Below are 18,851 nucleotides of genomic sequence, written 5' to 3' on the forward strand. Positions count from 1 at the left end.
AGCCGCTGACCAGGTAGACCACCGGGTTGAACAGCGTCACGCCCTGCCAGAACGGCGGCAGCATCTTGATGGAATAAAAGGTGCCACCCAGGAAGGTCAGCGGCGTGATGATCATCAGCGGGATGATCTGCAGCTTCTCGAAACCGTCGGCCCAGACGCCGATGATGAAGCCGAACAGGCTGAAGGTGATGGCGGTCAGCAGCAGGAAGCCCAGCATCGCGAACGGATGCGCGATCTCGAACGGCACGAACAGGCGCGCCGTGGCCAGCATGATCAGCCCCAGGATGATGGACTTGCTGGCCGCCGCCCCGACGTAGCCGGCGACGATCTCCAGGTACGAAATGGGCGCCGAGTGGATCTCGTAGATGGTGCCCGAGAAGCGCGGCATGTAGATGCCGAACGAGGCGTTGGCCACGCTCTGGGTCAAGAGCGACAGCATGATCAGGCCCGGCACGATGAAGGCGCCGTAGCTGACGCCGTCGATCTGCACCATGTGCGAGCCGATGGCCGAGCCGAACACCACGAAGTACAGCGAGGTGGAGATGACCGGCGACAGCACGCTCTGCATCAGCGTGCGCCAGGCGCGGGCCATTTCAAAACGATAGATGGCGCGGATTGCGTAGAAATTCATGATTGTCCGTGCACCAGGCTGACGAAGATTTCCTCGAGCGAGCTTTCCGAGGAATTGAGGTCGGTGAATTCGATGTCCAGTTCGGTCAGGCGGCGCAGCAGGCCGGAGATCTCGCCGCCGCCCTGGTTGTCGTAGGTGTAGACCAGCTGGCGGCCGTCGGCCGACATTTCCAGGTGGAACGGTTCCAGCGCCGTCGGGATGCCCGGCAGCGGCGCCTTCAGCATCAGGGTCAGGCGGCGCTTGCCCAGCTTGGCCATGAGCGCGTCCTTTTCCTCGACCAGGATGATCTCGCCCTTGCGGATCACGCCGACGCGGTCGGCCATTTCCTGGGCTTCCTCGATGTAGTGGGTGGTCAGGATGATGGTGACGCCGTTCTCGCGCAGGCGCCGCACCATGTCCCACATACCGCGCCGCAGCTCGACGTCAACGCCGGCGGTGGGTTCGTCCAGGAACAGGATCTTGGGTTCGTGCGACAGCGCCTTGGCGATCATCACGCGTCGCTTCATGCCGCCGGACAGGGCCATGATGCGGCTGTCCTTCTTGTCCCACAACGACAGGTCGCGCAGCACCTTCTCGATGTATTCCGGGTTGGCCGGCTTGCCGAACAGGCCGCGGCTGAAGGTGACGGTGTTCCAGACGCTTTCGAAGGCGTCGGTGGAGATTTCCTGCGGCACCAGGCCGATGGCCGTGCGCGCGGCGCGGAAATCGGTCAGGATGTCGTGGCCGTCGGCCAGCACCCGGCCTTCGGTCGGGTTGACGATGCCGCAGATGATGCTGATGAGCGTGGTCTTGCCGGCGCCGTTGGGGCCGAGCAAGGCGAAGATCTCGCCGCGTTGGATTTCCAGGTCGACGCTCTTGAGCGCCTGGAATCCCGAGGCGTATCGCTTGGATAGGCCCTGAACTGAAATGACCGGCTGCACTCTGGCTCCCAGCGTGGTGGACAACCCTGGATTTTACCCGTCCGCCGGACCCGGCTTGTTCGGCCTGGCGGAACGGTGTGTTTGATAAATGCGATAAACGGACCGGCCTGCCGTACACTGCCCGGACAGGAAAAACAGGGCAAGAATCGCCCGACACTGGGGAATCGGGCCGGCCAGGCCCGTCAAAAGGCTATGTTCGCGGATCTGAAACACCTGTCGCACCACGCCGCCTGGCGCCGCCAGCTGGAAATGCTGCTGGAATCGGCCGGCGAGGGCATCTACGGCATCGACCTGCGCGGCCGCTGCATCTTCATCAACGGCACCGGCGCGGCCATGCTGGGCTACACCCCCGACGAGGTGGTGGGCCGCAACATGCATTATCTGATCCACCACTCGCACGCCGACCGCAGCCTGATGCCGGTGCACGATTGCCGCATCTTCAAGGCGTTTCGCGACGGCCGCGGCGAGCGGGTCGATGACGAGGTGCTGTGGCGGCGCGACGGCTCCTGCTTCGACGCCCAGTACGCCTCGTATCCGATCCGCAACGACCAGGAGGTGGTGGGCGCGGTCGTGACGTTTTCGGACATCACCGCGCGCAAGCGCATCGAACGCGAACTGCAAGGCACCCGGGCGCAGCTGGAAGCGCGGGTGCAGGTCCGCACCGCCGAACTCAGCGCCGCCCATGAATCGCTGCGGCGGCTGGCCTCGCACCTGAGCACGCTGCGCGAGCAAGAGCGCGCCCACATCGCCCGCAACATCCACGACGACCTGGGCGCCTCGTTCACCGCGCTGCAACTGGACCTGAACTGGCTGCGCCGGCAACTGGCGGCCGAACCGCCCCTGCAGGCCCACCTGGACCGCATGCTGGAGGTGACGCAGACGGCCATGGACGCCACCCGCCGCATCCTCAACGACCTGCGGCCGGTGGTGCTGGATCACCTGGGGCTGTGGGCGGCGCTGGAAACCCTGCTGCAGGACCTGCAGGCGCGCAGCGGACTGCGCTGCCGCTACCTGTGCCCGCCCGACACCGAGCGCCGCCGGCTGGAGCCGGCGGCGGAGATCGCCGTCTACCGCATCGTGCAGGAACTGCTGACCAACGTGCAGCGCCACGCGCGGGCGCGCAGCGTCAGCGTCAGCGCCGTCTGGGGCGAGGACGGCCTGCTGCTGGCGGTGGAGGACGACGGCGTCGGCATGCAGTTGCCCGAGACCCGCCAGACCTTCGGCATCCTGGGCATGCGCGAACGGGCCCGCGCCATCGGCGGCGACCTGGAGCTGGACAGCGCGCCCGGCGCCGGCCTGTGCGCCCGCCTGCGCCTGAACCCGCAAGCGGCCTGAGGAGACGGCGCCATGCCCCTGAACCTGCTGATCGTCGACGACCACCTCATCATCCGCCGCGGCCTGGCCCGCATCCTGCAGGAAGACCCGCGCGTCGGCCTGGTGCGGGAGGCCGCCGACGCCCCCGCCGCCCTGCGCGCGCTGCGCCAGGAACCCTTCGACGCCATGGTGCTGGACGTGGCGCTGGGCGAGCGCGACGGCCTCGATGTGCTCAAGACCGTGCGCGCCGACCATCCGGCGCTGGGCGTGGTGATGCTGTCGGTCTATCCGGAATCGCAGTTCGCGGTGCGGGCCCTGCGCGCCGGCGCCCATGCCTACCTGAACAAGGGCTGCGATCCGGACGAGCTGCTGGCGGCGCTGGTCAATGCCGCCGCCGGCCGGATGTACGTCACGCCGACCGTTGCCGAATTGCTGGCGCACACCGTGCGCCAGGACAGCACGCGGCCGGCGCACGAGCTGCTGTCCAACCGTGAATTCCAGGTGCTGCAGCTGCTGGCGGCCGGCAAATCGGTGTCGGCCATCGGCGAGCAGCTGGCGCTGTCGGTGAACACCATTTCCACTTACCGCGCCCGCATCTTCGAAAAACTGGGCGTGCGCACGCTGGTCGAGCTGGTGGACTACGCCCGCGCGCACCAGCTGGGTGCGCGCTGAGCGCGACGCGCACCGGCCCGGCGCGGCCGCGCACCGTGTAGTGCGCCCCCTACACGGATATCGTCGAACCGGCGATACCGGCCGCGGGCGGCGCGCGCCAAGATGGAGGCATTCCGAACCCTGGAGGCCTCCATGTCCCTGTTCAGCAATCCGTTCGATCCCGCCAGCCGCCTGGCCTGCGCCTGCGGCCGCCATGCCTCCCAGGCCGAGCACGCACGCGCGGCGGCGGACGGCCTCGATGCCCGCGCTGGCGCGGCGTCCGACGAGGCCGCCTTCGACCGCGCCGTGGAAGGCGCCGTCATGCGCGCCCTGTTCCCGCAGGACGGGCTGCGCCGCCGCTTCCTGCGCGCGGTCGGCGGCGGCACCGCCATGGCCGCCGTGTCGGCGCTGTTCCCGCTGGCCGCCGCCAAGGAGGCCTTCGCCCAATCCACCGGCCCGCTCGAAAAGCGCAAGCTGAAGGTCGGCTTCATCCCCATCACCTGCGCCACGCCCATCATCATGGCGCATCCCATGGGCTTCTACGGCAAGCAGGGGCTGGACGTGGAAGTGGTCAAGACCGCCGGCTGGGCGCTGATCCGCGACAAGGCCATGTCCGGCGAGTACGACGCCGCCCACATGCTGTCGCCGATGCCGCTGGCCATCACGCTGGGCGTGGGCGCCAGCCGCGCGGTGCCGTGGACCATGCCCGCCGTGGAGAACATCAACGGCCAGGCCATCACCCTGTCGATGAAGCACAAGGACCGGCGCGATCCGAAGGACTGGAAGGGCTTCAAGTTCGCCGTGCCGTTCGACTATTCCATGCACAACTACCTGTTGCGCTACTACCTGGCCGAACATGGCCTGGATCCGGATACCGACGTGCAGATCCGCGCCGTGCCGCCGCCGGAGATGGTGGCCAACCTGCGCGCCGACAACATCGACGGCTTCCTGGCGCCGGACCCGGTCAACCAGCGCGCGGTGTACGACGGCGTGGGCTTCATCCACACCCTGTCCAAGGCCATCTGGGACGGCCACCCGTGCTGCGCGTTCTCCGCCAGCCGCGAGTTCGTGACCACCCAGCCCAACACCTACCAGGCCCTGCTCAAGGCCATCATCGAGGCCACCGCCTACGCCCGCAACCCGGCGCACCGCAAGGAGATCGCCACCGCCATCGCCGCGCCCAACTACCTGAACCAGCCGGTCACCGTGGTCGAGCAGGTGCTGACCGGCACCTACGCCGACGGCCTGGGCAAGGTGCTGACCGATCCGAACCGCATCGACTTCGATCCGATGCCCTGGGGCTCGTTCGCGGTGTGGATCCTGACGCAGATGAAGCGCTGGGGCCAGATCAAGGGCGAGGTGGACTACCAGAAGATCGCCAGCGAGGTGTTCCTGGCCACCGACGCGGTGCGCCTGATGCGCGAGGCCGGCCTGACCCCGCCCGCCGAGGCCGCCAAGACCTTCAGCGTGATGGGCAAGCCCTTCGACCCCGCCCAGCCCGAGGCCTATCTGGCCGGCTTCAAGATCCGGAGGACCTGATGCGGGCCGTGCAACCCTGGCGGGCGACCTTCCTGTCCGTCATCCTGTTTCTGCTGTTCCTGCTGCTGTGGCATGTGGCCACCCGCCCCGCCGCGGGCGCGGCGACGGTCGATCCGGCCTATGCGGCGCTGGTCGGCAACGCCGCCGCCAGCGGCTCGCAGACGCCCTTCCCCGGCCCGGCCGAGGTCGGCGCCCGGCTGTGGCAGCACCTGCGCGATCCGTTCTACGACCGCGGCCCGAACGACAAGGGCATCGGCGTGCAGCTGGCGTATTCGGTGGCGCGGGTGCTGACCGGCTTCCTGCTGGCGGCGCTGGTGGCGATCCCGCTGGGATTCCTGATCGGCATGTCCAGGACCGTCTACCGCGCCTTCGACCCGTTCATCCAGGTGCTCAAGCCGATCTCGCCGCTGGCCTGGATGCCGCTGGCGCTCTACACCATCAAGGACGCCGACACCTCCGCCATCTTCGTGATCTTCATCTGCTCGCTCTGGCCGATGCTGGTGAACACGGCCTTCGGCGTGGGCGCCGTGCGGCAGGACTGGCTGAACGTGGCGCGCACGCTGGAAGTGTCGCGGCTGCGCACGGCCCTGCAGGTGATCCTGCCGGCGGCCGCGCCCACCATCATGACCGGCATGCGCATCTCGGTCGGCATCGCCTGGCTGGTGATCGTGGCGGCCGAAATGCTGATCGGCGGCACCGGCATCGGCTACTTCGTGTGGAACGAATGGAACAACCTGTCCATCGCCAACATCATCTGCGCCATCCCCTTCATCGGGCTGATCGGCATGCTGCTGGACACCGTGCTGGCGCGCGCCGCGCGGCTGGTCAGCTATCGGGAGTGAACGCCATGAGCCAACCCTTTCTGCAAGTTCAGGCGCTGGCCAAGCGCTACCCCGGCCGCAACGGCCAGCCGACGGCCCCGGTGTTCGAGAACATCCACTTCGACATCGGCCAGGGCCAGTTCGTCTGCGTGATCGGCCACTCGGGCTGCGGCAAGACCACCATCCTGAACATCCTGGCCGGCATCGACGAGGCCAGCGAGGGCGTCGTCATCATGGACGGCCGCGAGATCGCCGGCCCGTCGCTGGCGCGCGGCGTGGTGTTCCAGGCGCACGCCCTGCTGCCCTGGCTGAGCGCGCTGCAGAACGTCGAATTCGGCGTGCGCTCGCGCTGGCCGGAATATTCCCGCGCCCAGGTGCGCGAGCACAGCCTGCGCTACCTGGACATGGTCGGCCTGGCCCGCGCCGCCGACAAGAAGCCGTGCGAGCTGTCGGGCGGCATGAAGCAGCGCGTGGGCATCGCCCGGGCCTTCGCCATCCAGCCGCGCATGCTGCTGCTGGACGAGCCCTTCGGCGCGCTCGACGCGCTGACGCGCGGCACCATCCAGGACGAACTGCGCGCCATCGTGCAGGAAACGCGCCAGACCGTCTTCATGATCACGCACGACGTGGACGAGGCCATTCTGCTGTCGGACCGCATCCTGCTCATGAGCGCGGGCCCCCACGCCCGCATCGCCGAGTCCGTCGACGTGGACCTGCCGCGCGGCCGGACCCGCGCCAGCCTGCACCACGAGCCCCGCTATTACGAAATCCGCAACCATCTCGTCGACTTCCTGGTCGACAAGGCTTCCCACTAGGAGTGAACCCCCATGATGTCCCGCGCCGAAGTCACTGAACTGGTCGTTACCCGCCGCCTCGAAAAGAAGCTGTCGTGGGCCGCCATCGCCGAGGCCGTCGGCCAGAGCAAGGAATGGACCACCGCCGCGCTGCTGGGCCAGATGACCCTGACCGAGGAACAGGCCCTGGCCGCCGCCCGCGTGCTGGACCTGCCCGCCGACGCGGTGGTGCAGCTGCAGGTGGTGCCCTACAAGGGCTCGCTGCCGACGGCGGTGCCGACCGACCCGCTGATCTACCGCTTCTACGAGCTCATCAACGTCTACGGCACCACCTTCAAGGCGCTCATCAACGAGGAGTTCGGCGACGGCATCATGAGCGCCATCGACTTCCGCATGGACCTGACGCGCGAAGCCGACCCCAAGGGCGACCGCGTGCAGATCGTGATGAGCGGCAAGTTCCTGCCGTACAAGACGTATTGATGCGGCCCGGGGCGGTCAGCCGTCCACTGCCAGTTCTTCCCAGCCCAGGTCGCGGGTCCGGGCCAGCGCGCCGGTGACCGTGGCGGCGGCCGTGCGCGCCGCCTCCACCAGGGCGTCGCCGGCCAGCAGCCGGGCCGTGATGGCCGCCATGAACACGTCGCCGGTGCCGTGCACCGACGGCGGGATGGCGATCTCGGGGTGGCTCAGCACCTGGCAGTCGGCGCGCGTCACCACCGCCAGCTGCAGCGTGCCGGGCGCCGCCGCCTGCGGCGCGGCGCTGGTGACCACGATCCACTCGGGGCCTTCGGCGATCAGTTCGCGCGCGGCGGCCGCCACCTCGTCGATCGAGGCCAGCGGCCGGCCCACCATCTGCTCCAGCTCGAAATGGTTGGGCGTCATGCCGTGGGCATGCGGCACCAGCTTCCTGCGGTATTGCGCCACCAGGCCGGCATCCACGTACAGGCCGTCGTTGCGGTCGCCCATGACCGGGTCGATGTGCACCCGCAGGTCCGGCCGCGCGGCGCGCAGCGCGGGCAGCCATTGCGCCAGCAGGTCCGCCTGCCCGGGCTGGCCCAGGTAGCCGCAGACCACGGCCCGCGCCACCTGCGTCACGCCGCGCTCGTCCAGCCCCTGCAACAGGCCCTCGAACCAGTCCAGCGACACCGCGCCGCCATGCAGCGTCGGATAGTGCGGCGTATTGCTCAGGATGACGGTGGGCAGCGCGATGGCGCGCCGGCGGCGTGCCAGCGGCCCGCGGGGCGGGCGCGCGGCATCAGGTCCTGGCTGTTGCTCAAGCGCCAGAGCGCGGTCATGGGCCGTTTCCTTCGTCGATGTTGATCAACCACTGCTCGATCAGGACGGCATAGCGCCCGTGCTGGCACAGCAGCAGCGGCACCCGGCCGTGCAGCCGGCGCTTGGGGCTGCAGAGCCAGCGGCGCGCGCCGTCGGCGCCGCCGAACACCAGCTCGGCCAGCCACGCCACCCGCAGCGCCCGGTACAGCACGCGCAGGTCGGCCAGGTCCAGGCTGTGGTCGCGGTTGGGGTCGCGCGGGCGGCCTGGCTCCGCTTGCGGCACCAGCGCCAGCCAGTGCAGCAGGTCGCCGGCGAAGGTGACGCGCAAGGCCTGCAGCAAGGCGGCCGCGCACTGCAGGCTGGCGGGCGGCCCGGCCTGGCCCAGGGCCTGGCTCAGGCGCGCCTCCAGCGCCGCGGCGATGCCGCCGTCCTCAGGGCGCGGCGCGGGCGGCGAGGGCCGGCTGGGCCGTTGCGGCAGCCGCGGTTTGGTCGAAGGCGGCATTGAGGGCCGCACCATCAATGCTGACGGTTCCTGCATTCAGCAACCCCTCCAGATATGCCCGCGCCGCCAATTCCTGGCGTTGGGTGCGCAGCGCGCCGCGCAACGCGTCCTTCACCTGCTCGTACGGCGCGACGCTGGCCGCGCGCAGGTCCACCAGCTTGAGGATGTGAAAGCCCGCCGCCGACTGCACCGGCGCCGCCACCTCGCCCGCCTTGAGCGGCTCGATCACCGGCCGCATCTCCGGCGTCAGCTGCGACAGCGGCACGTAGCCGATATCGCCGCCCTGGGCGCGGGTGGTGGTGTCCTGCGAATAGCTCCTGGCCAGCGCGGCGAAGTCGGCCTTGGGCGCCTGGGCGCGCTTGACCAGGTCCTGCGCCTGCTTGCGCGCGGCGGCCACGGCATCGCTGTCGCCGACCGCGGCCGGCAGGAAGATCTGGCTGACGCGGTACATCGCCGGCTGCGCCAGCTGCGGCTTGGCGCGCTCGTAGGCGGCCTGCAGGTCGGCTTCGCCCGGATAGTCGTCGGGCGCCCGGCTGACCGAATCCAGATAGGTCTGCAGCACGATGCGCTCCTGCGCGGCCTGGAAGGCGCGCTTGAGCTCGGGGCGGTCCTGCCAGCCTTGCGCGCGGGCCTGCTCGACCAGCGCCTTTTCGGCCAGGCGGCTGCGCAGCCACTGGTCGAGCGCGGCGCGGTCGCCCTTGAGCTGGGCCCGGGCCTCGGGCGGCAGCGCCTGGATCTGGCGCACCAGTTCGTCACGGTCCACCTGCACCGCGCCCAGGGTGGCCACGGCGGGGCCCTTGGCTTCGGCGGGCGTCGCTTGCGCCGCCGGGGCGGCCGCCTTGGCGGGCGCGGGCGCGGCAGCGGCCCTGGCCGGCGTCGACTCGCTGCTCTGGGCCGGATTGCCGCGCATCAGCGCCACGGCGCCGGCCAGCACCGCGATCAGCAGCACCGCCGCCGTCAGCCGCAGCCGGGCGGGTTGGTTGGAAAGCATCTTCATGGTCGAAACCTCGCTTGCTTGAATGCGCCATTCGCCGGGAACGGCGGCCGGGTTGGGGACGTCGCCGTCCCGAACGCCAGGCCCCGTGCCTGGCGGATGGATCAGTGCGCCGCCTCGGCGGCGGCTTCTTCCCGCGGCGCCGCGACGTCGGCGTCTTCGGCGCCGGCCTCGGCGGTCGCGTTGGCGCGCAGGAACAGCAGGAATTCCTGCAACAGGCGATCCCACAGTTCCGCGGTGGCGCGCAGGTAGTTCTCGGACACGCCGCCGGCCAGGATCACGTCCAGTTCCAGCACCAGGAACACGCCCTGCACGGTCAGGCGCGCGAAGCGCTTTTCCACGTTCCAGCGCTCGGCCAGGCCGGCCGGCAGTTCGCCCTGCACGCGCAGCGCGCAGCTCAGGGTGTAGTCCAGGTAGCGGCCGGCCTCGGCGGCCGGATTGCCCATGCGGGCGGCGAAGCCCACGCCCTGGCTGGCGCTCAACAGCTGCACCATGCCGTTCTGTTCGGACACGGTGACGCGGTAGCCGGCGGATTGCAGCAGGTCCTGCAGGCGTTCGGCGTTGACGTCGAGAATCAGGCTGGAGTCGGTCATTACAGTATTCCTAGATGAAAAAAATAAGACAGGTCTTGCACTATCAGGGTTGGGCCGGCGCCGCGGCGGGCGCGGTGGCGCCGACCTGCGCGTCGTACAGCTTGTCGCCGTACGCCTGCGCCTGCTCTTCGAACTTGACCCGCGCGCTGCCGGCGAACGGCTGCTTCATGGCCAGGATGCCGCCGGTGCTGATGCGTTCGTAGGCGTTCAGGATCTCCTTGCCGGCCTCGTACATCTCGCGGTTCTTGGCGACGCAGGCCTTGGCCTCGGTTTCCCGTTGCGCCAGGGAGCGCGCCAGGGTCTGGCGTTCCGCTTCCTTGGCGCGCGACAGCGTCAGCAGCTCGTCGTAGGCGCCCTTGAACTTGCCCAGCTGGGCATGGCTGGCGGCCACCTGCGCCTGCGCGCTTTCCATGACCGCGCCCTGCTGCTCGGCCAGCTTGTCGGCCTGGCCCTTGGCCTTGGCCAGCTGGCCGCGCAGCGCTTCCAGTTCCTTCTGCGCGGCGTCGCGCTGGGCCTCGGCGGCAGCCTTGGCGGCGTTGACCTGGGCCTGCTCGCTCTGCAGCTGCTGCAGCTGCTGGGTGGTGCTGCGCAGCTGGGCGCGCAGGCGCTCTTCCATGGTCTCGGCCTGCGCCGGCGCCACCACGCTCAGGCCCGCGGCGCACAAGGCCGCGGCGGCGGCCAGCCGCCGGCCGCGACCCGGCTCCCGTGGCTGGCGCAATTCATCCCACAAGGTATGCATGTCCATGGCCTCAGAACCTGGCGTTGATTTCGAACTGCATGGTGTCGATGGACAACGGCGCGCCGTAGACTTCGCGCGTGCTCATCCAGCGCAGGACGCCGTACACGTTCTTGTCGAAGGCATAGCTGCCGCCGATGTAGTAGCCGCGCGCGTTGGTGCCGCCCTGGTGGAACGACGAATCGTTGAAAGCGTCGGGCAGCGCATCCGGCTGGATGTACTTGTAGCCGACGAAGGCCAGCCAGTCGCCCTTCTCCTTCATGTCGAACGAACGGCCCAGCGTGGCCTGCAGCATCCAGGCGTTGGGACCGCTCTCGACTTCGCCGTTGTCGCCGAAGTTGTTGACGATGTTGCCTTGCGAACGGCTCCACATCTTGCCCTTGCTGTAGGCCAGGTTGCGGATGTAGTTGGCGTTCAGGCGCAGGCCCAGGCCGTCGAACACGCGCGTGTCCCAGCGCAGGTTCAGGTCCAGCAGGTCGAACTTGGACGCCAGGCCGACGTATTGCGGCTGCGGCGTATTGGCCGGATCGAGCGGGTTGGACGTGATGTTGCGCAGCAGGAACAGCGTGTTGCCCTTCTGCATGAAGGCCGGACGCGACCAGTCGGTGTCGCAGTTTTCCTGGCCGGCCCACGGCGAGCAGGCGCTGGAGCGCCTGCCGGCGATGTTGTCGAAGTGGTAGTAGGCCAGCGCGCCGCGCACGCTGTTGCGGTTGTCGATCTTCCAGTCGGCGCCGGCCTGCGCGGCCAGCAGCCACTTGTCCTCGCTCTTGCCTTCCGAGAACGACGACGAGTTCCAGCCGTTCGAGCCGTACTCGGTCGAGAACGCGCCCAGGGTGCCGAACAGGGTCACGTCGCGGCCTTCCAGCGGCTGCTTGAAGATCGCGGCGACGCCGTCGAAATTCAGGTCGTTCGAGAACAGCATGTCGGTGGACTCGAACGGATTGGCGATGCGGCCGCCGGTGACCGTGGCCCACTTGGTCGGCCGGTAGGTCAGGTAGGCCTGGTCCAGCCAGATGTCCTTCTTGCCCATGCCGCCGCCCAGCGTCTGCGAGGTCGACACCGGGCTGTCGTCGCTGCCGGTGGCCAGGCGGATGCCGGCCGACCAGGATTCCGAGATCTCGGCGCGCACGCCCAGGCGGGCGCGGATGCGCAGCTGGTTGCGGCGATCCTCCCGCGTGTTCAGCATCGGCGGGTAGTTGTTGTTGGTGTTGCGGTTCAGGTCGTACGGACCCTTGGAATTGAGCTTGGCGAAGTCGACGATTTCGTTGCTGTTGCTGCCCGAGTACAGGCGCGACTCGTCGCGCACGCGCACGTCGCCGTCGATGGTGATGCGCGACACCCAGTCGGGGAAGGTGTTCGGCTGGGCCCAGTTTTCCGCCTTGGCCTGCACCATCACTTCCGCCTTGACCTCGTCGCGGATCTGGTCGCGCACGGTCTGCGGGATATAGGGCACGCGCACGTCGCCGGCCTGGGCCACGGCGCCGCCGCGGTCCTGCGGCGCGGCGCGGGCGGCCTTGGCCTCGGCTTCGGCCTGGGCCACCAGGGCCTCGGCCTGGTCCGCCTTGAGCACGCCCTGCTGCACCAGCAGGCGGATCAGGTTGATAGTGGCGTTCTCGGACGGGGCGGGCGCGGCGGCGGCGGCGCCGGGCAGCGCGGCGGCGCCCGCCGCGGCCAGGGCCAGCGATGCCGCCAACCGGTTCAATTGGAACTTCATTCTCTTGGCACTCCAGGATCGGTTCAATTCAGCACTTCAGGAGGGGCGGCGGCCGGTCAGCGATGCCCGGATCGGCATGCTGGCCGAGGCCGGCGGACGTTCATCCAGGCCCGGCACCGCGCGCAACGCCGCCACCACGCGGGCGTCGACGTCGGCATCGCCGCTGGAACGGGTCAGTTCGACACGCGTGATCTGGCCGCTGGCCGTGAGCCAGATGTTGGCTTGCAGGCGGAAGGTCAGATTGCGCGTGCGCTCGTCTTCGCGCAGGATCTTCTGCAGCGCGTAGGCGAGGTACTGGCTGTAGGTGGCGTTGCCGGCGCGGCCACCGCCGCCGCCCGCCATGCCCTTGCCCTGGCCGGCGCCGATGTTGAAGGCGTCGCTGCCCGCCTGGGCATCGCCGTCGATCTGCATCGGGTTGGCCAGGTCGTCGGACGGACGCGGCGGCGCCTCGTCCTGCGGCTTGGGCGGTTCGGGCGTGGGCTGCGGCTCGGGTTCGGGCGTGGCCACCGGCTCTTCCTTGGGCTGCTCGGGCTCCGGCGGCTTTTCCGGCTCGGGCGGCGGCGGCGGAGGCGGCGGCAGCGGGATGATCGCGGTGACCTTGGGCGCGTCGCGGCGCACCCCGGCCATGTCGTTGGCCCAGCGCCAGAGCGCGTAGGCGGCCGCGATCAACACCACCGCGACCGCCGCCAGCTTGAGCCAGCGGCGCGCGGGATGGGGGGTGCGCGGGGAATCGGATGCGTGGTGCGGCATGACAGTCGCCTCGGCCCCTTATTTCGGCTTGCCGGTGACCAGCCCGACCTGGGCCAGTTCCAGCCGGCGCAGCAGGTCCAGCACTTCCACCACCTTCTGGTACTGCACGGCGGAGTCGCCGCGCACGATCACCGGAAAGTCGGGATTCAGTGCCTTCTCCGTGCGCAGCCGGTCTTCCAGCTCGGGCAGGGTCACCGGGTAGGCGTCCAGGAACACCTGGCCGGCGTCGTTGACGGAAATGGCCTTGGTCTTGGGCTGCGACAGGGCGATGGACGAACTGGCCTTGGGCAGGTTGACCTTGATGCCGGCGATCTGCGCCGTGGCGGTCAGGATGAACATGACCAGCACGACCATCAGCACGTCGACCAGCGGCGTGATGTTGATACCGTCCACGGGCGCGTCGTCGTCATCGTCCTGGGAAGCGGATACGGAAGCCATGGCAGTCCTCTCCTTATGCTTCGGCGGCGGCCGGCTGCGCGTCGCGCACGGCCGGACGGCTGGCGGCGGGCGCGCGGGCGGCGCTGTGGTGGGCGGCTTCCTGGGCCTGGCTTTCGCCATGCACTTCGGCCAGGCGCGTCACGAACTCGTCGACGAACACGCGCATGTCGGCGCTGACTTCCTTGTTGCGCGAGACCAGGCGGTTGTAGCCAAACAGCGCCGGGATGGCGACGAACAGACCCATGGCGGTGGCCAGCAGCGCGGCGGCCATGCCCGGGGCGATGGCGTTGATGTTCACGTCACCCGCCATGGCGGTGCCCAGGAACACCACCATGATGCCCAGCACGGTGCCCAGCAGGCCGATGTACGGACCGCCGGCGATGGCGTTGGACAGCACGCCGAGCTTGGCGCCCAGCAGCTGGCTTTCCTTGGTGCGCACGGCGTCCAGCGAAGCGCGGATGGCTTCGATGGTGGCGGCCGAGATCGAGCTGGTATCGGCGCCCTGCTCGCGGCGGGTGCGGATTTCGTTGATGGCCACGCGGTACAGGCGCCACAGCGAGGCGTGCTCCAGGCGCTGGGCCAGGGCCTTGTCGTCGGCCAGCAGTTCCAGGCGCTGGCCGACCTTGGCGAAGGACTCGCGGAAGACCTCGTTGGCGCGCGCCACGCGGGCCACGTTGCGACTCTTCTTGATCATGATGATCCACGACTGCACCATCATCAGCACCAGGATGGCGATGATGACCCAGGCGTCGATCGGCACCGCCTTGAGCAGGAAGCCCAGGCCGCCGAAGCCGAAGCCCGACTGTTCCTCGTCGGTGCCGTAGGCCACCAGGCGCGATTCGGCGCCCTGCGAGATCGCGTCGGCCAGGATCAGCGCGGCGGGACGGGCGACGCGCGACAGGCGCACTTCGTCGATGGCGCCGACGAACGGCGCGTACACATGCGGCGCCGGAGCGGCGGCGGCGTCGGCCGGCGCGGCCGCTTCGCCATTGGCGGCGGCGGGCGCGGCGGCCACGGCCGGCGCCGGCACGTCACCGCCCAGGGCGGCCGGCGTGTTCAGCGGCGGCAGGCTGGCGGCCAGCGACGAGGTGGCGCGGCCGTTCACGTACAGCGTGACGCGGCTGCCATCGGCCGTGACGGCCAGGTGCTGCCAGGCGGCGGGCGTGAGCGACTGGCCGGGCTGGCTGCGCTGGCCGTTCACTTCGACGAAGGGCACGCCCTGGTTGATACCGATCAGCAGCGCGTTGCCGGCATCGCGGCGGGCGTACACCAGCTGCTCGCCGGCCGGCTGGTCGGCGCGCACCCAGGCGCTGAAGGTGAAGGCGCCCGCGGCGGGCACGGCCAGCGAGGGGCTGGCGGGCAGCATCAGCGGCGCGCCGCCGGCCAATTGCGCGGCGCGGCCGATCACGCCGTCGACCGCGGCGGCCATGGGCGTCTGGGCGTTGTTGCTGTTGCCGGTGGTGTCGCGCGGCGGCGCGCCCGCGGCGCCGTCGAAGTGGTAGACCAGCGTGTAGTTGGGGTCGAACGTCAGCTGGCCGTTGGCCGAGGCCGGGGCCTTCTGGTTGCCGTAGTACATCCAGATGTCCTGGCGCTGGCCGTCGGCCAGTTCCGGCAGGTCGACCCAGATCAGCGCCATGCCCAGCAGCGGATCGAAGGCTTCCAGCTGGTGGTTCAGCACGGTCTGGTCATCGCCGGCCACGAAGCGGATGTCGGCGCCCTTCTCGTTGATGCCGTCGAAGGTGAAGTTGCCGGTGTGCAGGCGCACCAGCAGCGGCGTGCGGCCGGCGGCGCCGCCCAGCGGCGCGCCCTGCGGCGTGCTGTCGACGGTGATCTGCTTGCGGTACTGCCAGTCGGGTTGCCACCAGGCGTTGGCGGCGGACGGCAGCACGCCGGCCAGCACGGTCAGTAGGAGCATCAATAAGCGTTGCATGGTCAGGACTCCGGGGTAAATACGGTTTCGCGCGCGCTCAGAAACTGGCGCGGACGCTGAAGTTCAGTCGGGGATCGTGTTTCTTGGTGTTGGGGCCGTCCTTGAGCGGATAGCCCCAGTCCAGCGAGCCGGACAGCCAGTCCAGCACCTGCAGGCGCGTGCCCACGCCGACGCTGGCCAGCGAGTAGCTGGCATCCTGCTCGGGCAGCGGATCGCGCAAGCGCAGCGTGGCCGCGTCGGCGAAGGCGTAGAAGCGCCATTCGTTGACATTGCTGCCGAGCCAGCGCGCCAGCGACGGCGTGCGCCACTCGACCGAGCCGAGGAAGCCGTCATCGCCGGTGCGCTCGGCGGCCAGGTAGCCGCGCACGCTGGTGCTGCCGCCGGCGGAGAATTGCTCGTTCGAGACCAGCGCGCCCGACGACAGCTGGAAGCCGGCGCGCAGGCCCAGTTGCCAGTCGCCGAACAGGTTCTGCGTATGGGTGCCGTCGCCGCGCAGCAGCGCGAAGCTGGGGCTGGCGCGATAGCGCTTGTCGTCGAATTCCTTCCAGTCGCTGCCCAGGCCGAAGAACGAACGGCTGGCGCCGACGATCGACAGGCCGACGCTGCTCTGCGACGACTCGGAATAGCGGTAGCCGTTGTACGAGAAGGTGAACGGCACGTACTTGAGCGGGATCAGGTCTTCATTGCCGCCAAAGCGCGTGGTCTCGTCGAACTTCTTGTAGTCCAGCCCGACCGACAGCGAGTTGTACCAATCGCCCTGCGGCGCCATGGTGTAGATGGCGCTCATGCCGAACGAATAGCCTTTGCCCAGCACGTTGGTGCCGCCGATGGTGGCGACGTTGCTGTCGCTCTTGTAGCCGGTGAACTGCAGGCTCCATTGCTTGTCCAGCGGCATCGAGTACGAGCCGGACCAGACCTTGGCGTTGTCGGTTTCCTGCGGCGCGGTGAAGAACGTCAGGCTGACCGAATGGCCCAGCTGCCACAGGTTGTCATAGCCCAGCGACGCCGTGCTGCGCAGGCGCGTGGTGTCGGCGCTGTAGTCGTTGTTCAGGCCCAGGCTGGCGTGCCACGGGTTCTTGTCCTCGACCTTGAGGTCGACGTCCATGGTGCCGGGGATGCGGCCTTCCTTGACCAGCGGCACCACCTGGCGGCTGGCGCCCTTGTTCAGGTTGGTCAGCTCGGCCTGCGCCTGGTTGAAGTTGGGCACCTCGCCTTCCTGCAGCGCCGGCACTTCGTCGCGGATGGTCAGCGGCGAATAGTGCTTCGCGCCCACCACGCGCACGCGGCCGACCTTGGTCTCGGCGACCTGCAGGAACACGATGCCGTCGGCCACCTGCTGCTCGGGCAGGTCGACGTACACGGACTGGTAGCCGCGCTCCTGGTAGACCGTCTGCAGGGCCTCGCGCGCCGACTCGATGTCGGCCAGCGTGCGGTCCGGCCCCAGGTAGGGATAGACGGCCTTCTCGATGTCGCGCGCGTCCAGCACGGTGTTGCCGCGCACGATGTACTCATTGATGTTGACGCGGCGCGCCTCCTGCGCGGCCGGCGCCGGCTGCGCCCCGGCCACGTTCGCGGCCAAGGCCAGCACGACCGCGCCCGGCGCCCGGCGCATCATGGCGCGCAGCGCGCCACCCCTGCTCTCGAAATCATGCATAGCGATGCACTCAGTTCCTTGTGTGATAGCCGGTCTGGCACCGGCCGCTACCGTGCAGCGCGCTTGCGACAATCCTGTTACGGCTTTCTGCCCGCATACCCGCGTCTACAGCTTCTGCTTGTTACTAGACGTTCCCGGACGGCGCGGACTGCGCGTTGTAAGAAAAATTTCATGAAACAGCGCGGCCCCGGGGAAAAGCTGCGCAGAAAAGAATCAGGGCCCGGTTTTCGCCGGACCCTGGTGCGTTTTTCGCGCGCCGTCTTGATGACGGCGGCATGACAGGCGGCCGGCTTTTTGCCGACCGCCTGCAACGCCCGGCCTCAGCCGCCGCTGTCCACGCCCTGCACCTGCACCACGCCGTCGGGGCGATAGGACGGCGCGGCCGCGCGCGGCTGCGGCGCCGCGCCGACGCCGGCCAGCGGTTCCTCGCCATAGCCCAGGATCTGCACGTTGATGACCGAGGGCTGGTTCTGACGCGATTGCTCGCGGGCGCGCTGCACCGAGTCCTGCGCCGCACCGGAGGCGGCCGAGGACGCCGCGCTGGCGGACGCCAGCGCGCCGGTGTTGACCACCGCCGTCACCGGGATGCCCTTGCTGTCGCCCTGCACCTGGATGTTGGCCGCGTTGACCACATGCAGCGCCGCCACGTTGACGTTGCCCGACACGCGGATGCCGGCCTCGCCCGCGTCGATCGTGCCCAGCGGCGCGATCAGGTCGACGTCGCCCGCCGGCACTTCGGCGATCGGCGCCAGCGTGGCGATGCCGGCGCCGGTGGACGGCGCCGTCGGCGCCAGCGTGACGTTGCCCAGGGCGTCGTAGACGCGCTTGGGCGCCGTGTAGATCACGGTGGTCTTGGCGCCGCGGCCGGCGTTGATGTCGCCCTCGGCCGACCAGGCCTGGATGTGGCCGCCGAAGGTGGTCATGATGCGGCTCTGGCCCAGCAGCACGCTGCCCAGCGCGTACAGCTGGATGTCGCCCTGGCCCTGCGTCACCACGCCCGCCGTCGCCGGCGGCGCCGCGCCTTCGATGCCCAGCACCTGCTGCCCGCCCGGCGTCAGCACCTGGATGTTGCCGCCGAACTGCGTGCGCAGGCCGGCGCCGCCATACATGGTGAAGTCGCCCTGGTACAGGCGTTGCGCGCCTTCGGCGTCGGTCTGCGGGAACAGCGCCGCGATGGCGCGGCGGCCGCGCAGATAGCTGCCGGTGCGCGGACCGTCCTGCTCGTTGTATTCGCGGCCGCCCTTGCGCAGCTCGGCGAAGTACAGCTGGCGCGCGTAGATGTCGCGCTGCTGGGACGCCAGCGCGTCCAGCGCGGCGCGCGCGCCGTCCTCGCCGCCGTCGTAGCCATGATGCAGGCGCAGCCAGTTGACCAGATGCAGCTCGCTTTCCTGGCGATAGTCCTGCATCAGGTCGCGGCGCTTGCGCGCCGGATCGGCCGCCACCTCGGCATCCAGCATGCCTTGGCGGCGCGCCAGTTCGGCCGCCGCGCCCGACTCGTCGCCCTGGTAGCCGTATGCCTGGCGCAGCCAGCCGGCCAGCGACAGCTCGCCGGCATAGGACTGCGCCACGCGATCGGGATTGGCGCCCAGGGTCTGGCC

At 69.5% G+C, this 18,851-nt stretch carries 19 protein-coding genes; 6 read left to right on the plus strand and 13 right to left on the minus strand.

Translation table 11 applies throughout. The annotated features are described in order from the left end of the window. Positions 1 to 631: ABC transporter permease (locus AOZ49_RS21465; RefSeq protein ID WP_054477655.1), on the minus strand; the 631-nt coding region annotated here is incomplete at its 3' end. Further along, positions 628 to 1,551: an ABC transporter ATP-binding protein gene (locus AOZ49_RS21470; protein WP_054477657.1), complete on the minus strand. Its 924-nt coding sequence runs from the start codon at positions 1,549 to 1,551 to the stop codon at positions 628 to 630. The genes AOZ49_RS21465 and AOZ49_RS21470, both read right to left, overlap by 4 nt. Positions 1,552 to 1,743: 192 nt before the next feature. Here AOZ49_RS21470 and AOZ49_RS21475 point away from each other — a divergent pair, with 192 nt between their 5' ends. From AOZ49_RS21475 to cynS, 6 genes are all read left to right on the plus strand, one after another. After that, positions 1,744 to 2,886, plus strand: coding sequence for a sensor histidine kinase (locus AOZ49_RS21475; protein WP_054431791.1), 1,143 nt, complete (start codon positions 1,744 to 1,746; stop codon positions 2,884 to 2,886). Positions 2,887 to 2,898: 12 nt separating this feature from the next. After that, the gene (locus tag AOZ49_RS21480) at positions 2,899 to 3,537 is read left to right on the plus strand and encodes a response regulator transcription factor (protein ID WP_054477659.1); all 639 of its coding nucleotides are present in this window, start codon (positions 2,899 to 2,901) and stop codon (positions 3,535 to 3,537) included. 132 nt (positions 3,538 to 3,669) lie between these two features. Next, positions 3,670 to 5,055 carry a CmpA/NrtA family ABC transporter substrate-binding protein gene (locus AOZ49_RS21485; protein WP_054431793.1) on the plus strand — a complete coding sequence of 462 codons (1,386 nt, stop codon included), beginning with the start codon at positions 3,670 to 3,672 and terminating at the stop codon, positions 5,053 to 5,055. Next, a complete protein-coding gene (gene ntrB / locus AOZ49_RS21490) occupies positions 5,055 to 5,897 on the plus strand; it encodes a nitrate ABC transporter permease (protein WP_054477661.1) in 843 nt (280 codons plus the stop codon). Before AOZ49_RS21485 ends, ntrB begins: the two co-directional genes overlap by 1 nt. Positions 5,898 to 5,902: 5 nt before the next feature. Beyond that, positions 5,903 to 6,691 (plus strand): ABC transporter ATP-binding protein, encoded by a 789-nt coding sequence (locus AOZ49_RS21495; RefSeq protein WP_054431795.1) that lies wholly within the window; start codon positions 5,903 to 5,905, stop codon positions 6,689 to 6,691. 15 nt (positions 6,692 to 6,706) lie between these two features. After that, on the plus strand, positions 6,707 to 7,150 hold the full coding sequence (gene cynS, locus AOZ49_RS21500) for a cyanase (RefSeq protein WP_054431963.1): 444 nt from the start codon (positions 6,707 to 6,709) through the stop codon (positions 7,148 to 7,150). A gap of 15 nt (positions 7,151 to 7,165) precedes the next feature. On the opposite strand, the gene AOZ49_RS21505 is transcribed toward cynS, so the two are convergent. The 11 genes from AOZ49_RS21505 to AOZ49_RS33045 form a co-directional block, all read right to left on the minus strand. Further along, positions 7,166 to 7,813 carry a PfkB family carbohydrate kinase gene (locus AOZ49_RS21505; protein WP_231690409.1) on the minus strand — a complete coding sequence of 216 codons (648 nt, stop codon included), beginning with the start codon at positions 7,811 to 7,813 and terminating at the stop codon, positions 7,166 to 7,168. Between the two features lie 145 nt (positions 7,814 to 7,958). Further along, positions 7,959 to 8,444 carry an MbcA/ParS/Xre antitoxin family protein gene (locus AOZ49_RS21510; RefSeq protein WP_054431799.1) on the minus strand — a complete coding sequence of 162 codons (486 nt, stop codon included), beginning with the start codon at positions 8,442 to 8,444 and terminating at the stop codon, positions 7,959 to 7,961. Further along, positions 8,374 to 9,441 carry a peptidylprolyl isomerase gene (locus tag AOZ49_RS21515; protein ID WP_054477666.1) on the minus strand — a complete coding sequence of 356 codons (1,068 nt, stop codon included), beginning with the start codon at positions 9,439 to 9,441 and terminating at the stop codon, positions 8,374 to 8,376. Before AOZ49_RS21515 ends, AOZ49_RS21510 begins: the two co-directional genes overlap by 71 nt. A 101-nt stretch (positions 9,442 to 9,542) precedes the next feature. Then, positions 9,543 to 10,031, minus strand: a complete 489-nt coding sequence (locus tag AOZ49_RS21520; protein ID WP_054477668.1) for a YbjN domain-containing protein — start codon at positions 10,029 to 10,031, stop codon at positions 9,543 to 9,545. 43 nt (positions 10,032 to 10,074) lie between these two features. Beyond that, positions 10,075 to 10,770 carry a DNA repair protein gene (locus tag AOZ49_RS21525; protein ID WP_231689788.1) on the minus strand — a complete coding sequence of 232 codons (696 nt, stop codon included), beginning with the start codon at positions 10,768 to 10,770 and terminating at the stop codon, positions 10,075 to 10,077. 10 nt (positions 10,771 to 10,780) lie between these two features. After that, on the minus strand, positions 10,781 to 12,481 hold the full coding sequence (locus tag AOZ49_RS21530) for a putative porin (RefSeq protein WP_054431804.1): 1,701 nt from the start codon (positions 12,479 to 12,481) through the stop codon (positions 10,781 to 10,783). A 36-nt stretch (positions 12,482 to 12,517) separates the two neighbouring features. Then, on the minus strand, positions 12,518 to 13,231 hold the full coding sequence (locus AOZ49_RS21535) for a TonB C-terminal domain-containing protein (protein ID WP_006390100.1): 714 nt from the start codon (positions 13,229 to 13,231) through the stop codon (positions 12,518 to 12,520). 18 nt (positions 13,232 to 13,249) lie between these two features. After that, positions 13,250 to 13,669 carry an ExbD/TolR family protein gene (locus tag AOZ49_RS21540; RefSeq protein ID WP_054431806.1) on the minus strand — a complete coding sequence of 140 codons (420 nt, stop codon included), beginning with the start codon at positions 13,667 to 13,669 and terminating at the stop codon, positions 13,250 to 13,252. A gap of 13 nt (positions 13,670 to 13,682) precedes the next feature. Then, positions 13,683 to 15,599 (minus strand): DUF2341 domain-containing protein, encoded by a 1,917-nt coding sequence (locus AOZ49_RS21545; RefSeq protein ID WP_054477670.1) that lies wholly within the window; start codon positions 15,597 to 15,599, stop codon positions 13,683 to 13,685. Positions 15,600 to 15,636: 37 nt separating this feature from the next. Next, positions 15,637 to 17,253 carry a ShlB/FhaC/HecB family hemolysin secretion/activation protein gene (locus tag AOZ49_RS21550; protein ID WP_054431810.1) on the minus strand — a complete coding sequence of 539 codons (1,617 nt, stop codon included), beginning with the start codon at positions 17,251 to 17,253 and terminating at the stop codon, positions 15,637 to 15,639. 320 nt (positions 17,254 to 17,573) lie between these two features. Continuing rightward, positions 17,574 to 18,851: filamentous haemagglutinin family protein (locus AOZ49_RS33045; protein WP_369815846.1), on the minus strand; the 1,278-nt coding region annotated here is incomplete at its 5' end.

It is taken from the genome of Achromobacter sp. 2789STDY5608615 (genome assembly GCF_001298995.1).
GTDB classification, from domain to species: domain Bacteria; phylum Pseudomonadota; class Gammaproteobacteria; order Burkholderiales; family Burkholderiaceae_B; genus Achromobacter; species Achromobacter insuavis.